Source organism: Sphingomonas sp. (genome assembly GCF_048595155.1).
Classification (GTDB): Bacteria; Pseudomonadota; Alphaproteobacteria; order Sphingomonadales; family Sphingomonadaceae; genus Sphingomonas_I.
This window is the reverse complement of record NZ_JBMDXN010000087.1, coordinates 1-20,756: the sequence shown is the minus strand read 5'-3', so window position 1 is coordinate 20,756 and position 20,756 is coordinate 1. Positions and strand designations below refer to the sequence as shown.

Here is a 20,756-nt window from a genome sequence, read left to right as displayed (position 1 = left end):
ATCCGATCGTGTCGAGCGACGTCGAGACACATTTTCGAGCGCAGACGAGAAGCTTCGGCTGCGCTCGGCCAAGCCCCTCGACTTCGCTCGAGGCGAACGGAGTGGCGGCATGACTAATCTTTTCGATCTGACCGGCAAGGTCGCCGTAGTGACCGGCGCCAACACCGGCATTGGCCAGGGTATTGCTTTGGCCCTGGGTGCCGCGGGGGCGGACCTGGCGCTGGTTGGCCATCTCCAGCCGGACGAGACGATCGCCAAGGCGCAAGCGATGGGGCGCCGGACGCTGTTCATTGAGGCGAACCTGCTGAGCATCGAGCCGGTCGAGCGGGTCATTGCCACGGCGGTTGGGCAACTCGGCAGCGTCGACATCCTCGTAAACAATGCCGGTATCATTCGGCGGGACGATGCGGTCACGTTCAGCGAAGCCGACTGGGATGATGTCATGAACATCAACCTCAAGACGGCCTTCTTCCTCTCCCAGGCCGCCGGCCGGTGGATGCTGGATCAGGGGCGCGGGAAAATCATCAACATCGCGTCGATGCTCAGTTTTCAGGGTGGCATCCGCGTACCGAGCTATACGGCATCCAAATCGGGCGTGGCCGGGATCACGAAGTTGCTGGCGAACGAATGGGCATCACGCGGTGTGAACATCAACGCAATCGCACCCGGCTATATCGCCACCGATAACACAGCCCAGCTGCGGGCCGATGCGGATCGCAGCAAAGCGATTCTGGATCGTATCCCCGCCAATCGGTGGGGTGAACCGTCCGATCTGGGCGGTGCCGCCGTGTTCCTTGCCTCGCGCGCGTCGGATTATGTCAATGGCCACGTTCTGGCGGTAGACGGGGGATGGCTCGCGCGCTGATTCCGGGCGCTGCCGCTTCGGCGATGAGGATGAGCGATGATCGATCGGCGCCTCTTCCTGGCCGGCAGCGCACTTTTCTGTATGGGCGCCGGCGATCGTGTGTCGGACATATCCGCGCAGCTCGATGATGCGGCCAAGGTTGACGGACAAGAGCGGATCGATCTGCTCCGCCGGATCGATCGTAACGGCTTGCCGCCCGGCCTGGCGCTGGACGTGGCAGCGGCACTTCGCGGGGCAGCGCTTGAGGTCGCGTTGGCCCAGGCCACCAATGCAAAAGCCCGGTACCTGCTCCAGCTACGCCTGCAGGCGGGCCTGGACATCAGCCCGGACGCGCTCTTCGCCTGGTGTACGCGCCGGGCGGATGCGATAACGACGCGGCTCGACCGGCTCCTGCAGGCCGAGGGTCTGACGCGAAATTCGGTGGCGGAGCGGCTGCGCCTGCTCGCGCGCGATCCGCGCTACCTCTATCCGGACAGCGATGCTGGTCGTGACGCCGCGGTCGAAGAGATGAACCGCTGGCTTGTTGCCGCGCGGGCGCGACTGTCGGCGCAGTTCGGAACGTTGCCGCCTGCGGTCGATCATATCGCCGTCCGAAGAATGACGCAGGCCGAAGAGGCGGCAGGTAAGGCCGGCTACCGCGTCGTCCCGTCCTATGATGGATCGACGCCCGGTGCCTATTTCGTCGACCTGCATGACATCAGGCGGCGGCCGGCCTGGTCCTTGCCGAGCGTCGTACACCACGAAACTTTGCCGGGGCATCTTCTGCAGTTGCCGCTACAGGCGCGTGCAAATCCGCATCCGCTGCGATTGCGCGCCGCGTCCGGCTTCATCGAGGGCTGGGCTTTCTACGCCGAACAACTCGCCGCGGAGGCGGGGGCGTTCGCGCAAGATGGCCGGGCCGAGATCGGATATCTGCAGTGGATGCTGTTCCGGCTGGGCCGCGCTATGATCGATATCGGCCTGAATCTGCGCGGCTGGACGCCCGATTATGCGGGCACATTCCTGCGCGAGCTGCAGGGCGATCCGATGATCTTCGCGCCGTTCGAAAAGGATATCGCCAAGGCGCGGTCGGATCCCGGCGGCTTCGCCGGGCAAGCCGCCAATTGGCACGGCTTCTCCCAATTGCGCGCAAGCGCCCTTGCGGGTGGGAGAGACGTGCGTGCCTTGCACGACCGCTTATTGGCGCATGGCGCCTTTCCGCTGGCCCTTTTCAACGCGATCTAGCACAACATCATTGTTGAGCTGGGTGACTTCCGGCCTTCCGTCGGCCAGCCGGATGCGGACGTGTGCGCCGGTCGAAAGGGCAGATCGGAGCGTCAGGCGGACCATTTGCGTGCGCGGCAGCAGATCGCGGGGCGCCAGCATCGGGCGGATCGGCGCCGTCGCCAGCACCTGGCCGGTTGCATCTTCAATCGTCGCAACGCCGCTCGGTGCGTCGATCGCACCCAGGCTGTGCACGGTGAGGTCCACATTTTTGCCGCTGATGCGCACATCGTCAGCACCGATGCCGATATCGGCACGCTGTTCCGGTGGCGTGCCCGCCTTCAACAGACGGAATTCGTAGGTCGTGGTCGTGCCTGGCGCGAAGTTCACCCGCGTCGACGCACTTCGTTCCAGATCGACTTCGGACCGCTCCCCTGCGGCCCCTTCGACCTGACGCGTCACCTGCCAATGGCCTGGCGCGACGTTCCATGTCGACATGGTCGCGGCGACCGGGGCGCTGCCGAGATTGTAGGCGATCACCTTGAAATGGTCGCGTGTAGCCCCCGGCAACAATAACGCGACGCGCTCGGCGTCGTCGTCCTGATCGAACCGCCATGATACGGTATGGCCGGGATAGGTCTGTCCCCGCGCCAAGGCTATCCCGCCGAGCCGTTCGCGCTGCAGGATGTCGCTCGGCTGCTCGACTCGGTCGCTCCACCAATGGCCCTCGGTCAGCATATACATGCGCCGCAGCTTCGTCTGGATCGCGGCCGCATGCAGCTGATCGAGCTGATTCAGGTCGCCCGTCGCGTTCCAGTTGCTGTAAAGTCCGAAATCGCCTTTGGCCGGCTTGGTCGCGATCGCCTTGTCGATCACCGTATCCGCGCCTGCGAAGGCGGCCACATTCTCATTGATCTCGTTGAGGATGCCGGCGCCGCCCGATCGCACCCGACTTTGTAACGGCCGCAGATATTTGGTGTTGCCGGTAAAGCGCCAGGCCGCCCAAGCCGGTTGGAGCGGGGTCGAAAGGCCGCCGCCGTCGCCCACACGCTCGGCATCGCTGCGCCAGTTGATCTCGTTCGGAAAGGTCCAGCTGCCGTCGGCGGCCTGCTTGCCATGCGCCAGCCAGCCGTCGATCACGCCTGTCACCATGTTGCGCGCCGTCGGATTGCCGTTGAATAGGCCCATCAGGATGGGCGCGTGCAGCACCACGAAGCTATAGGGCTTCTGCCATTCCCAGGGCCCCTCACGATAGACGATCCGCCCGCCATACCAGTTGGACGAGAAATGCATGTGCCCGGCCGGATTGACGGTGACGATGTCGGTCAGCGCCTTCGTCGTCATCATCAGCCGCTCGATCGAGCGGGGCTCCCCCCAGTTCAGGTACAGGCGCTCGGCGTCGCTGTTGAGCCCTTCCTCATAGGCGTGGAGCTCGTCCGTGGTGATGTAGCCCAGGCCCTTCACCCGCATTCCGTTCTTGTACGATGCCTCCGACAAGGCGCGGAGCGAGGCGTTGATCTTGTCCGGCTGCACGCCCATCAATGCGAGACCCGGCCATTGCTGGGTAAGATCGACATCGTCCGATATACCACCGCCGAAATCGCCATAGGGCACCTGGCGGTTGTCGATCCACCAATCGACGAACTGACGCACGAGCTTCAGATCCTCCAGCTGGCGGAAGGCCCAAGACGGGGTGCCGGCGGGCTTGGCGGGCTCCGGCATCTTCGGCGCGGACTGGGCATTGTAGCTGATGTCCTGCCAATAGAGTCGGCCCTGAAGATTATCGGGGTCGACGCGCAGCAGATCGGAGATGTCGGCGTAAAGCCTGGCGTACAGGGCCTCGCGCTTCGAGGCCGTATGCTCCTCGACCAGGAAGCCCCAATTGTCCTTAACCTGGTTGAAGCGATCCGCGATATGCTCGATCTTGGCGGCATCGCGATCCTTGAAGACCAGCCGCACCTTCATGCCGTCGATCGCATCGGCGCCAAAGTCGGGCGCGGCAGAAGCGACGCTCAGGTAGAGTGGCGCATCGGTCAGGATCCGGTCGCGCAGATCGAGCCAGACCGTCCGCGCCTGCCTGGGCCGCACGGACACCTGCACGTCGATCATGTCGCGGGCTGGCCAGATCGGATCCTTGATCCGTATGTCGAGCGGGATCAGCCCGTCCTTGCCGGGCGTGAGATCCATCGCCGGAATGTCGATCGCGACGCCGTCGAGACCGTCATGCGCATTTTCCCAGCCATAATTCCAGGCGCGCGCCGGCGCCCGCGCCGGGAGCGCGTCGCCGAAGCCGGAAGGGATCAGGATATGGACGATCGGCGCCGCATGCGCCTGCTTCACGCGGGTTGCGGTGCTGGCGGCGTCGCCTGCCCCGGCCGCGGTCTTACTGCCGCTCGTGGGCAGAGCGAGAAGGGTGGTGCGCTCTTCAGGCGGATAGCGGCCATCGATGAACTGGACGAGGTTCGCCAGGCTGGGGCGATCGGGCGCCGCGTCGGCCCGCACGGTATAATCGAGCTTGAACGTGCCTTCCGGCTCCGTCCCCGGGCCGACGTCATAGGCCCAGATTTCCTGGATCGGCGTTTCCTGCGCGACATTGGTGAAGCGCAACGCGCCGCCCGTGCGCGGCGTGAATTCGTCCAGCGACCGTACGATATTCTGCGGGCGCTTGGCTAGCGGAGCATAGGTTTTGCCGTCGGCCGCATAGCTGAGCGTGCCATAGGCCGCGCCGCGCAGCTCGATCCGGTTGAAGCGCTCGTTCGGCGGGACGACAAGATCATAGGCCTTGCCGCCTTCGACATAGACGTTCCAATCCGGCAGCTCGAAATAATCGTCACGGCCGGGCAGGCGGGAGCGGTTGTAGACGCCGGGCCAGGTGGTCTCGTCGATCCCGTCTATCCCCTTGCGCATCTCCTCCTTCATGTCGCGGGCGACGGCGAACTCGACCTTGCGGATGCGGGTGACGGGCGCACTCAGAACCGGCGGCGACATCCGATCCCAGCCATAACGATGCAGCCACGCCTGGCGCTTCGCCGCCTCCGACGGCGCGGGGGGCAGGGACGGTTCGGCCAATTGCGACAGCGCGGCAACGTCCGCCGTCGACAGCAACCGATCATAGATGCGAAGCTCATCGACATCGCTGCCCCGCATGAAATTGTAGCGGCTCTGCACCTGGTGCGGTGACAGGACGCGGCCGGCGAGACCGAATTGATCAAGCCCGGTATCAAGGTCGGCGGTCTGGTCCTTTCGTGCCACCTCCTTGCCGTCCAGAAACAGCCGGACGCCGACCGTTTCGTCCCAGCCAAAGGCGATATGATGCCAGGCATCGGGCGCCGGCAGTTGATCGAGCTTGAAGGAGACGCGCACACGCGCAAGGTTGGTATCGGTGACGAAGGCATCAAAACCGTGGCCGTTCCAATCGATCCTCAGGAAGGTCATGTCCCAGCTGGTATGGTCGGCGAAGCCGACGCGGAAAATGACGAATGGGGCGACGCCGACCGGCGTGCGCGACCGCCAGAAGAAGGCGAGTGTGCCGCGCTTGCCATAGATGTTGCCCGGCGCGTTCCACGAAAGCACGCCATCATCCTGCCAGCGAAAGGCGCTGCCACTGCGGCCGTCGGGCGCAAGATCGACATGATTGAGAAAATTGGGGTGTTTGTCGCCGCCGGCGACCTCCGCATCGAAACCGTGATCGGCCGAAGCGGAGAAGAGGAGACCATTTTCCCCAGGTGCAGCATAAGCGGGTGCTTGATGGGCGAGGCAGGATATTATGGCGAGGCAGGAGGCCGTCGATAACGCGCTACGGGTCAAGGCACTCTCCGCACTCTCTTGTTATGACACCGGTATCATGATCATGTCAGTCACACAATCGGCGCTCGGCCGCGCGTAACCTGCTCGCGGCAAAAAACATTCAGGCGAGGCCGAGCGGCCGCAGCGGTCCCCCGATCAATCCGCTGACCATTGCCGCCTGAATCCATGTTGCCGGCCAGAGTTTCGACATCGGCCCAACGATCGTATCGCGAACGAAAGGAATGACGTGGCTGTCGGATTGATAGACGGGCGTGAACAGGCCGCTCATGCGCTGGTAAAGATGTACATGACGTCGGCGTAGCGATACGGCATGCGCCAGCGCGTCTGCGACCGACCGCTCCGCGCGCAGGCCCAGGGATACGCCATATGCGTCCAGCAACGCCATATTGGCGCCCTGACCAAGCTGTGGACTGGCCGAGTGCCAAGCGTCGCCAATATGGATCAGGGCGGTCTCTGCCGGCCGCGGCAATGTCCGATGCGCGTAGGCAGCGAAGGTGAGGCGCTCCGGCCGATCGATCTGATCGAGCAACGCGGCCGTGGCCGGCCACAGGGCTGTGACGTCGCTTTTCCATGCGTCCAGCCCGGCCCCCTGCCAGGCGGCGAGCTGATCCGCCCGCAAGGACCAGAAGAAGGCGATCTTCGGGCTGGCTGCGCCGGGCGGCGTTCCGATCGGGAGGACGCCCGCCATCACGCTGGCCCGGCGATAACGTTGTGCCAGCGTATCCCGGCGGAAGCCGGCTTCGGGCGGGCAGTCCAGGCTCGCCCACAAGGCGCCATAGGCGAGCGCCCGCCCGGTCGGGGGCGCAAGCGGGGTGCGGGTGCCGAGCGCATCGACGACCAGGTCGAACGGGCCGGAGCGGCTGTCATCCTCGAAGCGCAGCCATCTTTTGCCGCCGCTTTGCTCGGTCTCGCAGATCGATCTCCCCGTCTCGATCGGAATAGCCGCGGCGACGGCGGCTTGATGCAATGCATCGAACAGGCTTGCCCGGTGGATACCGACACCGAAAGCGCCGGTGCGGCGGAGCGCGGCATAATGCACGTCGAGCACGGTGCGCTGCCGGGCGTTCTGGCCGAACAGATGCGCAATCTGCGATCCCCGTTCGATCAGCATGCGATCCAGCCCCAGCATGCGCAGAACCGCCAGCCCGGTCGGCTGAAGCATCAGGCCGGAGCCCACCGGCTGCGGGGTTTCGAACCGCTCGAATATCGTCACCCGGTGGCCGTCGCGCGCGAGCAGCAAGGCGGCGGCGAGCCCGGCCGGCCCGCACCCGGCAACCGCGATATCGATCGGCATCATGGCGCGCCCTAACGCGCCATAGCCCGTCCCGTAAACCATATCGGCCGGGACGGGCCGTCGCCTGGCGGTCTAGTGATGCTCCTCCTTATGCGGCTGCGGATGGGGCGCCGGCCGGGGCGGCGCCGGCCGGGGACGCGGGGCTGCGGCATATTGCGGCCTTGGCGGCGGCGCATGCGCGACCGCCGGTCGGTAGGGCGCCGGGTAGCCACTTGGGTGGCTGGTATAGGGATTATAGCCATGTCCGCCGGGCGCATAAGGATGGGCGGCCATGCCTGGATTGCGAGGCGGATACCCATAGGGATCCCGGTTCCAGCCCGCAGTGCTGGTCGCATGCGCATAGCGCGCCTGGGCTTGCGCCGCTTGCCGTGCCGCCGCCGGATCATAATGGTTGGCATAAGCCGGAGGAGGACGATCCCAGCCAGGATCGCCGGCATTGTGGGCGTAGCGGGCTTGCGCTTGCAGGGCAGCAGGATTGCCGTGCTGATAAGCCTGAGGTGGCACAGGCCGTTGTGACGCAGGGCCGGCCATCATGGCCGCGTCGGCCGCCTTCCCGTGGCCTGTGGGTTGCCGCACGGCGGAGGCGTTGGCCGGGGGATGATAGGTCACAGTCCGCGGCGAAGCGGCAACGATGCCGGGGCCATGGAATTGCGCCGGCTTCATCGAAGCGGCCACCGGCGGGCGGCCATGGTTCGCCGAGGCGAACAATTGCCGGTTCACGCGTGCCGCTTGGAAATGCTGCGCCTGGATTTGGGACGGCGGGATGTGCGGCTCGTGCAGCGCAACGAGCTGCGCCGCCGATGGCCGTGCCTGCACGCCGCCAGGGCCACCATTGTAGCTGATATTGTTGACCGTCCGGTTGATGATAACGGTCTTGTTGTAGACGTTGGTGATGTGGACGTTGCGGATGTTCGTCACGGACGTGTTGTAGGACACATGGTTTCCTACCCAGCGCGCGCCTTCAAAACCGAAGCCGGTATAGCCGAAGCCATAAGAGACGCCGCCATAGAAGCCGACATGCGGCGCCCAATAGCCCGCGTGGAAGGCATAGGCGCCGTCCTGCCAGCCCCACCAGGGGGGCGTCCATAACAGGCCGGGGCGTGGCGCGAGCGTCCAGGTTCCCGGTACCCAGAAATAGTCCTGCTCATAATCGTCCCAGGCCCAATAACCCGGCGTCCAGATATAATCCGGGCCGGGAATGGGGGGCTGTTCATAGACCGGCAGAGGGGGCGGGGCGACCCCCACGCTGATGTTGATCGAGAATTGGGCCCGCGCGGGTTGCGGCGCGACCATACCGATGCCGCCCAGGCTCAATGCCGCCAGAAGTGCGAAGCGTTTCATCTGCGACCTTCCTTTCGCTGATGATGCAGACCGCATCGGCACATGGATCTCCAACATCTGCGCCGGTGCCACGAAGAACAACATCTAGACGTTTGGGGCAGCGTGCACCCGCACCTGCCCCGCACCGCCGTGCTACCAGCCGTTGTGACGCATCCAGCGTATCTCACCGCTCAGCCGATCCAGCCGTTCCTGTACGCGTGCACGTTGATCGGGAGTCAGGCGGCCGCCATCCTCCCAATGCATGTTGCGGATCCATTGCCGGATACCGTTCAGCTCGCGATTGGCATGCGCCGCTTCCCGCGGATCGAGGCTGCCGTCCGAATAGCCGCGATTGATCCGCTCCTGCAGGAATTGAATGCGCTCCAGCGGGCCGGGAGGGGCACCACGCCAGAACGCCTCACGATCCCATGGCGGCGGCGCGTAGGCGCCCGGCGGCGGCGGGGGCGGGGGCATTTGCGCGCCGGCGCAGCTTGCCAATAACAAAGCGGATGACGATGCTAAAAACAGATGTTTCATGTCACGCTCCAGCGTACCCCTGTCGCGACGGCCGCTAGGGCGAGTCCGCTGAATAGTGCGGAAACGGTAAATGCAGCCCGCGTTCAGGGCTGATCGGCCTCATAGAAGAGGGCGGCGGACACCGATGCTGCCCCGTTGCGGTAAGGCTTTGATTTGGAGATTCTTCCTGATCGGTCGTTGTCGGCGCCTCAGTTCGGATGGTTAAGGCGGCCCCAGACCTGATCGTCAGATTTTTTCTTAAGATGCGCGTCAACATCCTTGATCCGCGCCGCTGCGGGGTGCGACAGGGAGGAATGCAGTCCCATATCCGCGCCATCGTTGCCGCTGCCGCCTTCGCCGTGATTACCGGCAAGAAGGTCGCCGGGATTTATGATCACGCTGGCGCCCGCCATCTGCGCATCGCGGCGGAATGTCGCGATGGGTGGCTGCAGGCTCTGGATGGCGAACGCAACGCGAAGTTCGGCGGCACGCTCCCCGAATTATTCCACCAGGGCGACAGCAGCTACGTATCGATGGAGATCGATGGCCATAGCGCGCGCGGCTATGATCGCGGTTCGGCCAGCTTCTATGTCGCCAACGTCGCCGACCAGATCGTGCAATTGTTCGATCATGACGCCGAAACATGGTTTGCCTTCGACGTGCAGGTCGTGCCGGCCGACGCAGCCGCAGCGGGCTGAGGCAGACGCGGGGCCGCTTCTTCGGCGCCTATTTCGACCGCATCTCTTCATCGGTCGGTTCGGCATCCCGTTCCGCTTTGAAGGCCGCTTCGGCGTCCTCGTCCCGCGCGGGCGGCTCGCGACTGTCCTCGCTCCATTGCCGCTGGCCCGGGGCGACATCCTCGTCACGCCGGTCCAGCGTGTCGCTCAGATTGCGGGCCGATCCTTTGGGCTGGTTCTGTGTCGACAGATTGTCCTTGTCGGTGGTCATGTCGTTCTCCCGGGTCACTGCGGGGTGGTTGCATTTGCGGGGTTAGCCGCGGCGGCATTGCCGGCCGACTGGAGCGCCTGCTGCGCGCGCGAATTCGGATCGGCGACATTGCCCTCGGTGCCCTCGGCACGAAGGTCGTCGGCCTGGTTGCGCAGCTCTGCCGCCGCAGCGGGGTCGCTTTGCTGCGCGGCATTGTCGAGCGCGCCGGCCTGGTCATTGGTCGGCCCGGCGCCAGTACTGCCGGAACCGCATGCCGCGAGCGCCAGACACAAGGCTAATATCGGGGGAATTGCGCGCATGACATCTCTCCTCTGCTGGCAAGCCAACGCGTTGAACGCGCCTCGGCTCCTTAATGCGCGCGATTACGGTTCTGATTCTCCAATGTAATTCAGGATCAACGAGGTAGAGCTATCTAGAACCATAATCCATGATAAGATGAAATGTGCAGGGGGCATCGCTATGAAGACCAATCCTATCCCGTTCGTTGCGGCAATCACTTTAACCGCTGCTGTGCCGTCGCCCGCAATTGCGGTGGAGCCGGTCGGGCACATCACCGGGGTCGGCGGCGTCTTCTTTAGGAGCCGGGATCCCAAGGCGTTGATGGCGTGGTATCGCGACGTATTGGGGATCAAGATCGAGGCGTGGGGCGGCGCGACGATGGCCTATGACGCTGCAGGTCATCCCCCGGTGGTTACGCTGAACGCTTTCGGAGCGAAGAGCGACTATCTGGCCCCGTCGTCGCGGGAGTTCATGCTGAACTTCGCCGTCGACGATCTTGCCGCCTTCCTGGAGCGGCTGAAGGCGAAGGGCGTCACAATCCTCAAACGCAACGATAATGATCCGAGTGGCAAATTCGCCTGGATCCTCGATCCCGACGGTACCAAGATCGAGCTATGGCAGCCGGCGCCATAAGCGCGGCGCCCATGCCGGCTTAGCCTGCGCTTCCGCCTAAGGCGCGCGCGAGATCGACCTGTACGCCAAGCCGCCGGGTGCGGACCTGCAGCAAGGCGCGTTCCGCATCCAAGGCGGCCGTCTGCGCGGTCACCACCTCCAGATAATCGGACGCCCCATCGCGATAGCGGATCAGCGACAGGTCCCGCGTCCGCTCCGCAGCGCGAACGGCGGCACGCTGGTTCTGCTCCTGCAAGGCCAATTGCCGGCTGAGTGCCAGATCATCCTCAACCTCGCGGAAGGCGGTGAGCACCGTCGCGCGATAGTCGGCCGCCACCTCTTCATATTCCGCCCGCGTCAGACGGACCTGGGCCCGGCGCGCGCCTCCATCGAACAGGGACAATGCCGCGCCGATCGGACCCAGCGCCCAAAAGCCGCTGGAGGCGGACAGAAGGCTGTGGCCGGTGCTTTCAAAGCCGCCTGAGGCTCCGAGCGACACACTGGGGAACAGGGCCGCGCGCGCCACGCCTATCCGCGCATTGGCCTGATACATGCGCCGCTCGGCCGCGGCGATATCCGGCCGCCGCTCCAGCAGCGTGGACGGGATTCCGGCCGCGATGGCGGGTGGCGCGAGGTCGATGTCGGCTACGGGCACGGCGAAGGTGGAGGGGCTTTCGCCGACCAGCACGGCAATGGCATGTTCCAGATTGGCGCGGTCCGCGAGGACCGCATCCAGCTCCGATCGCGCGCTGGCCAGCTGCGCGTCGGCGCGGCTCACGTCGATACCCGACGCGATGCCGCCCTGATGCCGCGTGTTGGTCAGATCCGAAGCACGCCCAAAGGCCTGCACCGTTTCACGCAGCAGGACGATGCGCGCATCCAGGCCGCGCATGTCGAAATAATTGCTGGCGAGCGACGCCTGCAGACCCAGCCGAACCCCGGCCAAATCCGACGCACTGGCCTGGGCACCGGCCTGTGCCGCGCGGATGTTGTTGCGCACCCGCCCGAACAGATCGAGTTCATAGGACAAGGAGGCGCCGATTTGGGTCGCGGTATAGGTCTCGGCCGTGCCGGGAGATAACGGGCGGTTGGCGGAGACCCGGCTGCGCCCACTGGACGCTTGCGCGTCGACCGACGGGAACAGGTCGCTGCGCGCCTCACCCACCAAGGCACGGGCCTGGGCATAGCGGGCGGCGGCGGCGGCGAGGTTCGGATTGGCGGCCTCGATCCGGGCCTCCAGCGCGTTCAGCGTAGGATCTCCGAAGGCCTGCCACCATTGGCCTGCCGGCGCCACCGCACTGCCCGCCGGTTGCCAGCCGGTGACTTCCTTATAGGCCGGTGCCGACGGGGCCGCTGGCGGCCGATAGTCGGGCGCCAGCGAGCAGCCGGACAGGGCGAGCGCGGCCGCCGCGAACAGCGCGCTCTTACTTGGTGGCATCGGGCTTTTTCCCGGCAGGAGCGGACGGTGCGATGCGGACCTTGTCACCCGCCTGGAGGGAATCGGGCGGGCTGTCGATCACGCGGTCGTTGGGCGACAGGCCGGCGGTGATCTCAACCGTCGCGCCATTGTCCCGACCGACCGTCACGGCACGGATGATCGCCTTGTTGTCGGGGCCGAGCAGCGCCACCTGCGTTCCGTTCTGGCCTACGATCAGTGCGCTGGCGGGCAGCTCGACCGCCCCGGCCGATCCGTGCAGCGGGAAGCTGACCTGCGCGTAGGAGCCTGGCTTCAGCGCGCGATCGCCATTGGCGGCCTGCAGCTCGACCAGCACTGTCCCCGATGCGGGGTCGACGGCGTCGGCGGTCCGCGTGAGCGCGGCGGTGAAGGTGCGGCCCGGATATTCGGGCAGGGTCATCGTCACCGGCATGCCGACGCGGATCTGACCCGAGTAATTTTGCGGGACGCGCACATAGATACGGATGCGGCTGATGTCGGACACGGTAAACAGCGGCACGGATCCTGCCGTGCCCGCTGAGACCAGCTGGCCGATCTGGGTCGAGCGGCTGGTGATCGTACCCGAGAAAGGCGCGACCAGGCGGGTGAAGCCCTGGGTGGCGCTCAGTCGCGCGACGTCGGCGGCCGCCGCGTTCGCCGCCGCGGTCTTCGCCTTCAGATCGCCCTGCTTCTCGTCGGCTTCCTGCTTGGAGACGGCATCCTTCGACAGCAAATTGCTCCAGCGTGCTGCGGTGGAGCGGGCGAGATCCTGATTGGCCCGCGCGGTCTGAAGGTCGGCACGGGCGGCGGCGAGCTGTTGGTCGACCTCCGGCGCGTCGAGGATGGCGAGCACCTGACCCGCATTGACGTGATCGCCAATGTCCACCAGCCAGCGGCGCACATAGCCGTTCGTCCGCGCGAAGATGGGCGCGCTGTTATAGGCCTGGAGCGTTCCCGGCAGGGTCAGGCCGTCGCCCTTGGCCATATCGGTGGGGCGGATCAGCGATACGGCCGGCTCCGCCTGCGCGTCGGTCCAGGTCGCCAGTTGCTGATCGTGGTGCCAGCGGCTGAACAGGCCCCATGCCACGATCGCCAGCGCGACCACCAGGGCAATGATGCCGATCTTCTTGAGTGATCCGGTGCTGCCCTGTTCAGGCATGAGCTTCCTCCAGGGGGCTGTCATCCAGCGTCGGCGCGGCGGCGACGCGGCGGTTCTTGTGCACGAGGCTGAAGATGACCGGCACGAACATGAGCGTGGCAAAGGTCGCGATCGCGAGGCCCCCGATCACGGCGCGGCCCAGCGGCGCATTCTGCTCGCCACCCTCGCCAAAGCCCATCGCCATCGGCAGCATGCCGATGATCATCGCCAGCGCGGTCATCAAAACGGGGCGGAATCGGGTCATGCCGGCTTCCAGCGCGGCACGGAGCGCCTCGCCATGCTCGGCCAGTTTTTCGCGGGCGAAACTGACCACCAGGATCGAGTTGGCCGTCGCGACGCCCATGCACATGATCGCGCCGGTCAGCGCCGGCACCGAAAGCGTCGTACCGGTCACGAACAGGATCCAGATGATGCCGGCCAGCGCCCCGGGCAGCGCGGTGATGATCACGAACGGGTCGAGCCAGCTCTGGAAGTTCACCACGATCAGCAGATAGATCAGCACGATCGCGCCGATCAGGCCGAAACCAAGGCCGGAGAAGGCGGTCTTCATCGTCGCATATTGGCCGCGCAGCGTGACGCTGACGCCCTTGGGCTGCTCCGCTTTCAGCGACGCGATGACATGCTGGATGTCGCCAGCGATCGCGCCGAGATCGCGACCATTGGGCGTTGCGTAGATGTCGATCGCAGGCGCGATATTATAGTGCGAGACCACCGCCGGCGAGGTACCGCGCGCGATGGTGGCGAGGCCGCCCAGCACCTGCGGCGTGCTGCCCTGCGCGCCGGTGACCGGCACGTTGGACAGGTCGCTGATCGAGGCGATCTGCCGTTCGGGCGTCTGCGCCACCACCGGATAGGACACGCCATTCTCCGGATTGAGGAAGAAGACCGGGGCGCTTTGCTGGGTGCCGGCCAGCGAACTGCCGAGGCTGGTCGTCACGTCACGCTCGGTCAGACCGAGCTGGCCGATACGGCTGCGATCGACGTTCACGTTCAGCTGCGGGTAGCGCGAGCTTTGCTGGATGCGCGCATCCGCGACGCCCGGAATGGCGGCGATCCGCTTGAGAATCTTGCGGGCAAAGGCGTTGTTCGCGGCATCGTCCTTGCCGGTCACCTGGATGTCGATCGGCGCGGGTGCACCGAAGTTCAGGATCTGGCTGGTGATGTCGGCCGGCAGGAAGGCGAAGGTCGACCCCGGAAAGGCGCTGGGGAGCGTCTCGCGCAGCTTGCGCACATAATCGGCGGTCGGCCCGTGATGCTCCGCCAGCTGGATCAGGACGTCGCCGTCCTGCGGTCCGATTGTGCCGGAATTGTTGTAGGTCGTGTTGATCGAGCTCACCGGCAGGCCGATATTGTCGACGATCGACACCAGCTCATCGGGGGGAATGACCTGCCGGATGCGGCGCTCGATCCGGTCGAAATGGGCGGCCGTATCCTCGATCCGGTTTCCGATCGGTGCGCGCACATGCATCGCGATCTGGCCGGAATCGACCGAGGGGAAGAAATTCTCGCCCAGGAACGGCACCAGCAGGAACGACAGCAGCACGACCGCCAAAAAGCCGATCACGAACGGCTTGGGCATGTGCAAGGCGCGTTCCAGCAGCGCGCCATAGCGGGTGCGGACCCGTTCGAACCGGACCTCGAAGCCGCGCTGGAAGCGAACAAGCGGGTTACGCGATGTGGCGCTGCCGGCGGCATGTTCGTCGTCACCGGGCTTGTGCGGCTTGAGCAGATACATCGCCATCGTCGGCACCAGCGTGCGCGACAGGATGAACGACGCGATCATCGCAAACACGACCGCCAGCGCGAGCGGCACGAACAGGAAGCCCGCGACGCCCGGCAGGAAGAACATCGGTACGAACACGATGCAGATGCAGAGCAGTGAGACGAATGCAGGCGTCACGATCTGCGCGGCACCGTCGAGGATCGACTGCTTGACGCCCTTGCCCTGTTCCAGATGCCAATTGATATTCTCGATCGTCACCGTCGCGTCGTCGACCAAGATGCCGACCGCCAGGCTGAGCCCGCCCAGCGTCATGATGTTGAGCGTGTTGCCGGTCGCGGACAGAGCGATGATCGCGCTCAGGATGGCGAGCGGGATCGATACCGCGATGATCACGGTCGATCGCCACGAACCCAGAAACAGGAGGATCATCGCACTGGTCAGCGCTGCGGCGATCACGCCTTCCTTGACCACGCCGGAAATCGCCGCCTTCACGAACAGCGACTGATCGCCGATCGGCACGATCTTCAGCGAGGCCGGCAGCGTCTCCTGGATCTTGGGCAGCGCGTCCTTGATCCCCTGCACGATCGCGAGCGTGGAAGTGGCGCCGTTCTTGAGGATGGTGATCAGCACCGAACGCGAGCCATCGACATGGACGACGTTGGTCTGCACCGCCGATCCATCCCGCACATGGGCAACGTCGCGCATGAAGACGGTCGCGCCATTGACCTGCTTGATCGGCAGATCGTTCAGCGCGTCGATCGAGTTCGGCGCGTTGTTGAGCGCGACATTATATTGGAAGTTGCCGATCTTGGCGAAGCCCGCCGGTGTGATCTGGTTCTGCGCGGCAATGGCGTTGCCGACATCCTGCGCGGACAATCCCTTGGATTGCAGCGCCTGCGGATCCAGATCGATCTGCACCTGGCGCGTGCGCCCGCCCGAGGGATAGGGGATGGCGGCGCCAGGCACGGTCACCAGCCCGGTGCGGACCTGGTTCTGGCCGATGTCGAACATCTGCCCTTCGGACAGGCCCTTGCCCGACAAAGCCAGCTGCAGGATCGGCACGGTCGAGGCGTTGTAATTCAGGATCAGCGGCGGCGTGATGCCCGGCGGCAGCTGGCGCAGCACGCTCTGCGACACCGACGTCACCTGCGCGGTGGCGGTGCGGATATCGGCACCGGGTTGGAAATAGATCTTGATGACGCCGATGCCCGGCAGCGACTGGCTTTCGATATGATCGATGTCGTTGACCGTCGTCGTCAGCACGCGTTCGAACGGCGTCACGATCCGCCCCGACATATCTGCTGGAGACAGGCCCTGATATTGCCAGGCAGTCGCGATCACCGGCACGCCGATATTGGGGAAGATGTCCACCGGCGTGCGGATCGCGGCAAGCACGCCGACGATCAGGATCAGGATGGCCATAACGATGAACGTCAGCGGGCGAAGAAGGGCGATGCGAACAATGCCGATCATGGACGACTTTCGGCGGACGGGAAGCTGAAGCGGAAGCCAGGGCGGGAGCGAAGGCACGCAGCCACAGTGCGGAGCAGGGGGCTGATCGGCGAAATCGGACTAAGCTACCGATCAGTCCAATATCGGTTGCAGCTTGATTGAGACGTTCTAAGTATCGGTCTTATGGAGCTTCGCCATCTTCGCTACTTCGTCGGCGTGGCAGAGGATCTGCATTTCGGGCGTGCGGCCACACGCCTGGGCATCTCCCAACCGCCGCTCAGCCAGCAGATCATCGCGCTGGAGGGCGAGCTTGGGGTGCAGCTGTTCGACCGTACCAGCCGAGCCGTGGCACTCACCGATGCCGGGACCCTGTTCCTGCACGAGGCGCGCGCGACCTTGGCGCAGGCCGAACGCGCGATCATGGTGGCCCGGCGCGCGGCGCGCGGTGAACTGGGCGAACTGACCATCGGCTTCAACGCCTCCGCGCCGTTCGTGCCGCCGGTGGCGCGCGCGATTCACGATTTCCGCATGGCCTATCCCGAAGTGCATATGACGCTGTCCGAGCTTTCCGAAAGCGGGCTGCGCGACGCACTGGCGGCCCGATCGATCGAGATCGGGTTCCTGCGCAGCCTGCGGGAGCCGGAGGTGCCGGTCGGGGCGGCCGCACGGCTGCTCATGCGCGAAGGCCTGGTTGTGGCGATGCGACCGGATCATCCCTTGGCCATCCATGACAGGATTTCCGTTCAGCAGCTCGATGCCCAGCCGATGGTCGTCTATCAGCGCGGGTTGAACGGCGGCTTCACCGAGGAATTGCTGCGGCTGATGCGCATCGAAGGCGTGCAGCCGATCGTCGCGCAGGAAGTCCGCGAGGTCTCCACGCTCTTCGGCCTGGTCGCCGCCGGCATCGGCATCACGATCGTGGCCCAGTCGCTCCGCGCGCTCCAATCCGCCGGCCTGGTCTATCGCGAATATGACGATCCCGCCGCCAATTCGGCGATGTGGGTGGTCCACCAGCAAGAGCGGCTGAGCGTTCCGGCCCGGCATTTCCTGGACGCCATCGTGCAAGACAACAGCGGATCGTGAAGGTGCTGGATTGCCCGGCAGAAATAAGTGCCCGGCCGGGCGTCCGTACGACCATCCAGAAATCAGGGTTGATCGTGGGCTATAGGATCATAGTCTTCGTCGGGGTTGTCCTGCTGGCGGCATCTGCGTGGACGGCGTTCAGCACATGGCGCTGGCTCCAAAGGTCGGTCGCGGCACCAGGGCATGTGTCCAGACTCAATGCCGGCGGAAGCCATCCTGAGATCGAACTCGTTACGGCGACGGGCCCGAAAGTCAGCTTCCCCCAGGGCGGATTGGTTGCGGCCTGGCGGGTCGGAGACGACGTACCGGTGCGGTACGATCCTGCCGCTCCCACCGAGGATCCAAGCATTGATCGCGTGGCAGCGATCTGGACGGTGCCGCTGGCCGCTCTGTTCGCAGGATTTGTTACAATCGCTTCGGCACTTGCCGTCAGATTGGGCTGGCTTGTGAAAGTGGAATAGCCTGGCTGACCGTTGCTTGGCAGAGCGCTTGCCTCGGGTCGCTCTCAGATCGGCCTGGGGCAGGACTCAAAAACTGCCCCGCACGACGCTTTCTCGCGACAGGCATCTTGCCGCCAAGGCCTTCAATGCCATATTCTGCATCGTAAGCATGACAGTCTATGAACCCATCACGATGGCCACCGACAAGGATGGCGATGACGAAGGCACCGGTCTCGGCGTCGCTACGCGTACGCGCACGCGCACCAAGCAGCCGTCGCTGTACAAGGTGCTGATGCTGAATGACGATTATACGCCGATGGAGTTCGTCGTTCTGTGTCTGCAGCGCTTTTTCCGGATGGGCCTGGAAGATGCGACTCGCGTGATGCTGCACGTGCATCAGCGCGGCGTTGGGGTGTGCGGCGTGTTCACCTATGAGGTTGCCGAGACCAAGGTGTCGCAGGTGATGGATTTCGCCCGGCAGAACCAGCACCCGCTTCAGTGCACGCTCGAAAAAGCGTGATTGCTCCGGCCGCCTTTTAGCGGGCGGGCGGTAACCAGCTTCGATCGAGCACTTCGCGCCGATCATGATAATCGGCGAGGCGGGCCAGCCGCTCGGTATCGAGGATGCGGAGCGAATAGCCGGACCGGGCAATCAGACTTTGCTCGCTCAAAACCCGCATTGTCCGATTGACGTGAACCGCGGTCAGCCCGGTCAGATCGCCAATCTCTTCCTGCGTCAGCGGCAACGCAAATCCGTCGTCGACCGGTAGGCCGGAGAAACGCAACCGGCTGGCAATCCACAAGAGCAATGCCGCAACCCGCCCGCGCGCGGACGCGCGTCCCAGCGAAATGAGCCGATCGGTCAGGGTTACCCGATCCACTTGCTGGACCGCGAACAAAAGCGCGCCGAGGCGAGGATGATCCGAGAAGAGCTGGCCGAGACGCCCACGGTCGATCAGGCAAACATCCGCATCGGTGAGCGCGGTGACCGCATCGGGCGCGCTGGCGAAAGCAAGGCTGTCCAGGCCCAGCAGGTCGCCCTGGAAGTGGAGCCGCACGATCTGGCGCCGGCCATCCTCCAGCAAGGCGGAGCAGAAAATCCAGCCCCTCTGGACGACATAAATGTCACCCGGCGTGCCATGCTCCTGCCGGATCACGGTGCCCCGCTTATAGTGACGGGCGCCCGCCGTCAGGCCGTCCAATGCTTCCTTTTCGGCAGCGGTCAATTCTCCGTAACGGCCGAGATGTTCGGCCAGGCAGCTCTCGCCCATTCAGTTTCGCGTCCCCCGTTTGCGGCGCGTCTAGCGTGGCAACGGCGCTGGAGACGTTAACCCGCATCAACCCTCGCGATGGATTGAAATAATTGCCGAGGGTGGCGCACGGTCGCCACGCTTGCACGCGCGCCCCGAGCCATTACAGCAGCGCCGATGGACAGGATCGTTATCCGCGGCGGCAACCGGTTGGAAGGCCGGGTGCCGATTTCAGGCGCCAAGAATGCGGCGCTCACCTTGCTGCCGTGTGCCTTGCTCACGGATCAGCCGTTGACCTTGACCAATTTGCCGCGGTTGGCGGACGTCGAGGGTTTCGGCCACCTGATGAACGAGCTCGGCGTCTCGACCACCATGGCCGGCCAGCGCGGCAATTCGCCGGAGCGGGCGATGACGCTCAACGCCGACCATATCTCCTCGACCACCGCGCCCTATGAGATCGTGCGCAAGATGCGGGCGTCGATCCTGGTGCTGGGGCCGTTGCTCGCCCGCGAAGGCGAGGCGACGGTGTCGCTGCCGGGCGGCTGCGCCATCGGCAATCGCCCGATCGACCTTCATCTGAAGGCGCTCGAAGCGCTGGGTGCGGAGATCGAGCTGGCGGCGGGCTATGTTCGCGCCATCGCCCCCAACGGCGGGCTGAAGGGCGGCCACATCGTTTTCCCGCTCGTTTCCGTGGGCGCGACCGAAAATGCGCTGATGGCCGCCGCGCTCGCCAGCGGCGAGACGGTGATCGACAATGCGGCGCGCGAACCCGAAATCACCGATCTGTGCAAATGCCTGGTCGCGATGGGATCGGACATTGCCGGCATCGGCACCGAACGTCTGGTCATCCAGGGCAAGGCCAGCCTTCACGGCGCGACGCACCGCGTCATGCCGGACCGGATCGAAGCGGGCAGCTATGCCTGCGCCGCCGGCATCACCGGGGGCGATCTGCTGCTGGAAGGGGCCGATGCGGAGGATATGGCCGCCATCGTCGCCAGCCTTTCCGAAGCCGGCTTGGCGGTCCGCGAAGAGGCCGACGGCATCCGCGTTTCGGCGGATGGCCGACTGCGGCCGCTGACCTTGTCGACCGCGCCGTTCCCAGGTTTCCCGACCGACATGCAGGCGCAGTTCATGGCGATGCTGACGCTTGCCGGCGGTACGAGCGTACTGACCGAGACGATCTTCGAGAACCGCTACATGCACGTGCCGGAACTGACCCGCATGGGCGCCGACATTCAGGTCCATGGCCGAACCGCGATCGTGAAGGGCGTGGACCGCCTGACTGGCGCGCCCGTAATGGCCACCGATCTGCGCGCCTCGATGAGCCTGGTTCTGGCCGGCCTTGCCGCGAAGGGCGAGACGCAGGTCTC

18 protein-coding genes are annotated in these 20,756 nt (G+C 65.1%); 8 read left to right on the top strand and 10 right to left on the bottom strand.

Annotated elements, in window-relative coordinates:
- The first annotated feature begins 109 nt into the window (after positions 1 to 109).
- On the top strand, positions 110 to 865 hold the full coding sequence (gene kduD / locus ACOJSI_RS13740) for a 2-dehydro-3-deoxy-D-gluconate 5-dehydrogenase KduD (protein WP_420138861.1): 756 nt from the start codon (positions 110 to 112) through the stop codon (positions 863 to 865).
- Between the two features lie 36 nt (positions 866 to 901).
- Positions 902 to 2,089, top strand: a complete 1,188-nt coding sequence (locus tag ACOJSI_RS13735; RefSeq protein WP_420138860.1) for a DUF885 family protein — start codon at positions 902 to 904, stop codon at positions 2,087 to 2,089.
- Here ACOJSI_RS13735 and ACOJSI_RS13730 read toward each other — a convergent pair.
- The 4 genes from ACOJSI_RS13730 to ACOJSI_RS13715 all read right to left on the bottom strand — a co-directional run bounded on the left by ACOJSI_RS13730 (position 2,042) and on the right by ACOJSI_RS13715 (position 9,026).
- Positions 2,042 to 5,875: a LamG-like jellyroll fold domain-containing protein gene (locus ACOJSI_RS13730; RefSeq protein WP_420138859.1), complete on the bottom strand. Its 3,834-nt coding sequence runs from the start codon at positions 5,873 to 5,875 to the stop codon at positions 2,042 to 2,044. The two genes, ACOJSI_RS13735 and ACOJSI_RS13730, sit on opposite strands and share 48 nt — an antisense overlap.
- 100 nt (positions 5,876 to 5,975) lie before the next feature.
- Positions 5,976 to 7,211 (bottom strand): FAD-dependent oxidoreductase, encoded by a 1,236-nt coding sequence (locus ACOJSI_RS13725; protein ID WP_420138858.1) that lies wholly within the window; start codon positions 7,209 to 7,211, stop codon positions 5,976 to 5,978.
- A 30-nt stretch (positions 7,212 to 7,241) separates the two neighbouring features.
- Positions 7,242 to 8,510 (bottom strand): hypothetical protein, encoded by a 1,269-nt coding sequence (locus ACOJSI_RS13720; protein ID WP_420138857.1) that lies wholly within the window; start codon positions 8,508 to 8,510, stop codon positions 7,242 to 7,244.
- Between the two features lie 132 nt (positions 8,511 to 8,642).
- On the bottom strand, positions 8,643 to 9,026 hold the full coding sequence (locus ACOJSI_RS13715; RefSeq protein ID WP_420138856.1) for a hypothetical protein: 384 nt from the start codon (positions 9,024 to 9,026) through the stop codon (positions 8,643 to 8,645).
- 293 nt (positions 9,027 to 9,319) lie between these two features.
- On the opposite strand from ACOJSI_RS13715, the gene ACOJSI_RS13710 reads away from it, so the two are divergent.
- The gene (locus tag ACOJSI_RS13710) at positions 9,320 to 9,703 is read left to right on the top strand and encodes a hypothetical protein (protein WP_420138855.1); all 384 of its coding nucleotides are present in this window, start codon (positions 9,320 to 9,322) and stop codon (positions 9,701 to 9,703) included.
- Positions 9,704 to 9,731: 28 nt separating this feature from the next.
- On the opposite strand, the gene ACOJSI_RS13705 is transcribed toward ACOJSI_RS13710, so the two are convergent.
- Both ACOJSI_RS13705 and ACOJSI_RS13700 read right to left on the bottom strand, forming a co-directional pair.
- Complete coding sequence (locus tag ACOJSI_RS13705) at positions 9,732 to 9,953, bottom strand: hypothetical protein (protein ID WP_420138854.1); 222 nt, start codon at positions 9,951 to 9,953, stop codon at positions 9,732 to 9,734.
- Positions 9,954 to 9,967: 14 nt separating this feature from the next.
- Positions 9,968 to 10,252 (bottom strand): hypothetical protein, encoded by a 285-nt coding sequence (locus ACOJSI_RS13700; protein WP_420138853.1) that lies wholly within the window; start codon positions 10,250 to 10,252, stop codon positions 9,968 to 9,970.
- Between the two features lie 160 nt (positions 10,253 to 10,412).
- Between ACOJSI_RS13700 and ACOJSI_RS13695 the strand changes: the two genes are divergently transcribed.
- Positions 10,413 to 10,865, top strand: coding sequence for a VOC family protein (locus ACOJSI_RS13695; protein ID WP_420138852.1), 453 nt, complete (start codon positions 10,413 to 10,415; stop codon positions 10,863 to 10,865).
- A gap of 19 nt (positions 10,866 to 10,884) precedes the next feature.
- On the opposite strand, the gene ACOJSI_RS13690 is transcribed toward ACOJSI_RS13695, so the two are convergent.
- From ACOJSI_RS13690 to ACOJSI_RS13680, 3 genes are read right to left on the bottom strand one after another with little or no spacing between them, the layout of a single operon-like run.
- Positions 10,885 to 12,282: an efflux transporter outer membrane subunit gene (locus tag ACOJSI_RS13690; RefSeq protein ID WP_420138851.1), complete on the bottom strand. Its 1,398-nt coding sequence runs from the start codon at positions 12,280 to 12,282 to the stop codon at positions 10,885 to 10,887.
- Positions 12,269 to 13,438, bottom strand: a complete 1,170-nt coding sequence (locus ACOJSI_RS13685; RefSeq protein ID WP_420138850.1) for an efflux RND transporter periplasmic adaptor subunit — start codon at positions 13,436 to 13,438, stop codon at positions 12,269 to 12,271. The genes ACOJSI_RS13690 and ACOJSI_RS13685 overlap by 14 nt, the downstream gene beginning before the upstream one ends.
- On the bottom strand, positions 13,431 to 16,634 hold the full coding sequence (locus tag ACOJSI_RS13680) for an efflux RND transporter permease subunit (protein WP_420138849.1): 3,204 nt from the start codon (positions 16,632 to 16,634) through the stop codon (positions 13,431 to 13,433). Before ACOJSI_RS13680 ends, ACOJSI_RS13685 begins: the two co-directional genes overlap by 8 nt.
- 162 nt (positions 16,635 to 16,796) lie before the next feature.
- Here ACOJSI_RS13680 and ACOJSI_RS13675 point away from each other — a divergent pair, with 162 nt between their 5' ends.
- The 3 genes from ACOJSI_RS13675 to clpS all read left to right on the top strand — a co-directional run bounded on the left by ACOJSI_RS13675 (position 16,797) and on the right by clpS (position 18,656).
- On the top strand, positions 16,797 to 17,696 hold the full coding sequence (locus ACOJSI_RS13675; RefSeq protein ID WP_420138848.1) for a LysR substrate-binding domain-containing protein: 900 nt from the start codon (positions 16,797 to 16,799) through the stop codon (positions 17,694 to 17,696).
- The gene (locus tag ACOJSI_RS13670; protein WP_420138847.1) at positions 17,693 to 18,157 is read left to right on the top strand and encodes a DUF3592 domain-containing protein; all 465 of its coding nucleotides are present in this window, start codon (positions 17,693 to 17,695) and stop codon (positions 18,155 to 18,157) included. The genes ACOJSI_RS13675 and ACOJSI_RS13670 overlap by 4 nt, the downstream gene beginning before the upstream one ends.
- A 148-nt stretch (positions 18,158 to 18,305) precedes the next feature.
- Positions 18,306 to 18,656: an ATP-dependent Clp protease adapter ClpS gene (clpS, locus tag ACOJSI_RS13665; protein ID WP_420138846.1), complete on the top strand. Its 351-nt coding sequence runs from the start codon at positions 18,306 to 18,308 to the stop codon at positions 18,654 to 18,656.
- Positions 18,657 to 18,672: 16 nt separating this feature from the next.
- Here clpS and ACOJSI_RS13660 read toward each other — a convergent pair whose 3' ends face one another.
- Positions 18,673 to 19,407, bottom strand: a complete 735-nt coding sequence (locus ACOJSI_RS13660; RefSeq protein WP_420138845.1) for a Crp/Fnr family transcriptional regulator — start codon at positions 19,405 to 19,407, stop codon at positions 18,673 to 18,675.
- 156 nt (positions 19,408 to 19,563) lie between these two features.
- On the opposite strand from ACOJSI_RS13660, the gene murA reads away from it, so the two are divergent.
- Positions 19,564 to 20,756 (top strand): UDP-N-acetylglucosamine 1-carboxyvinyltransferase (gene murA, locus ACOJSI_RS13655; RefSeq protein WP_420138844.1); only part of this gene is annotated, 1,193 nt, incomplete at its 3' end.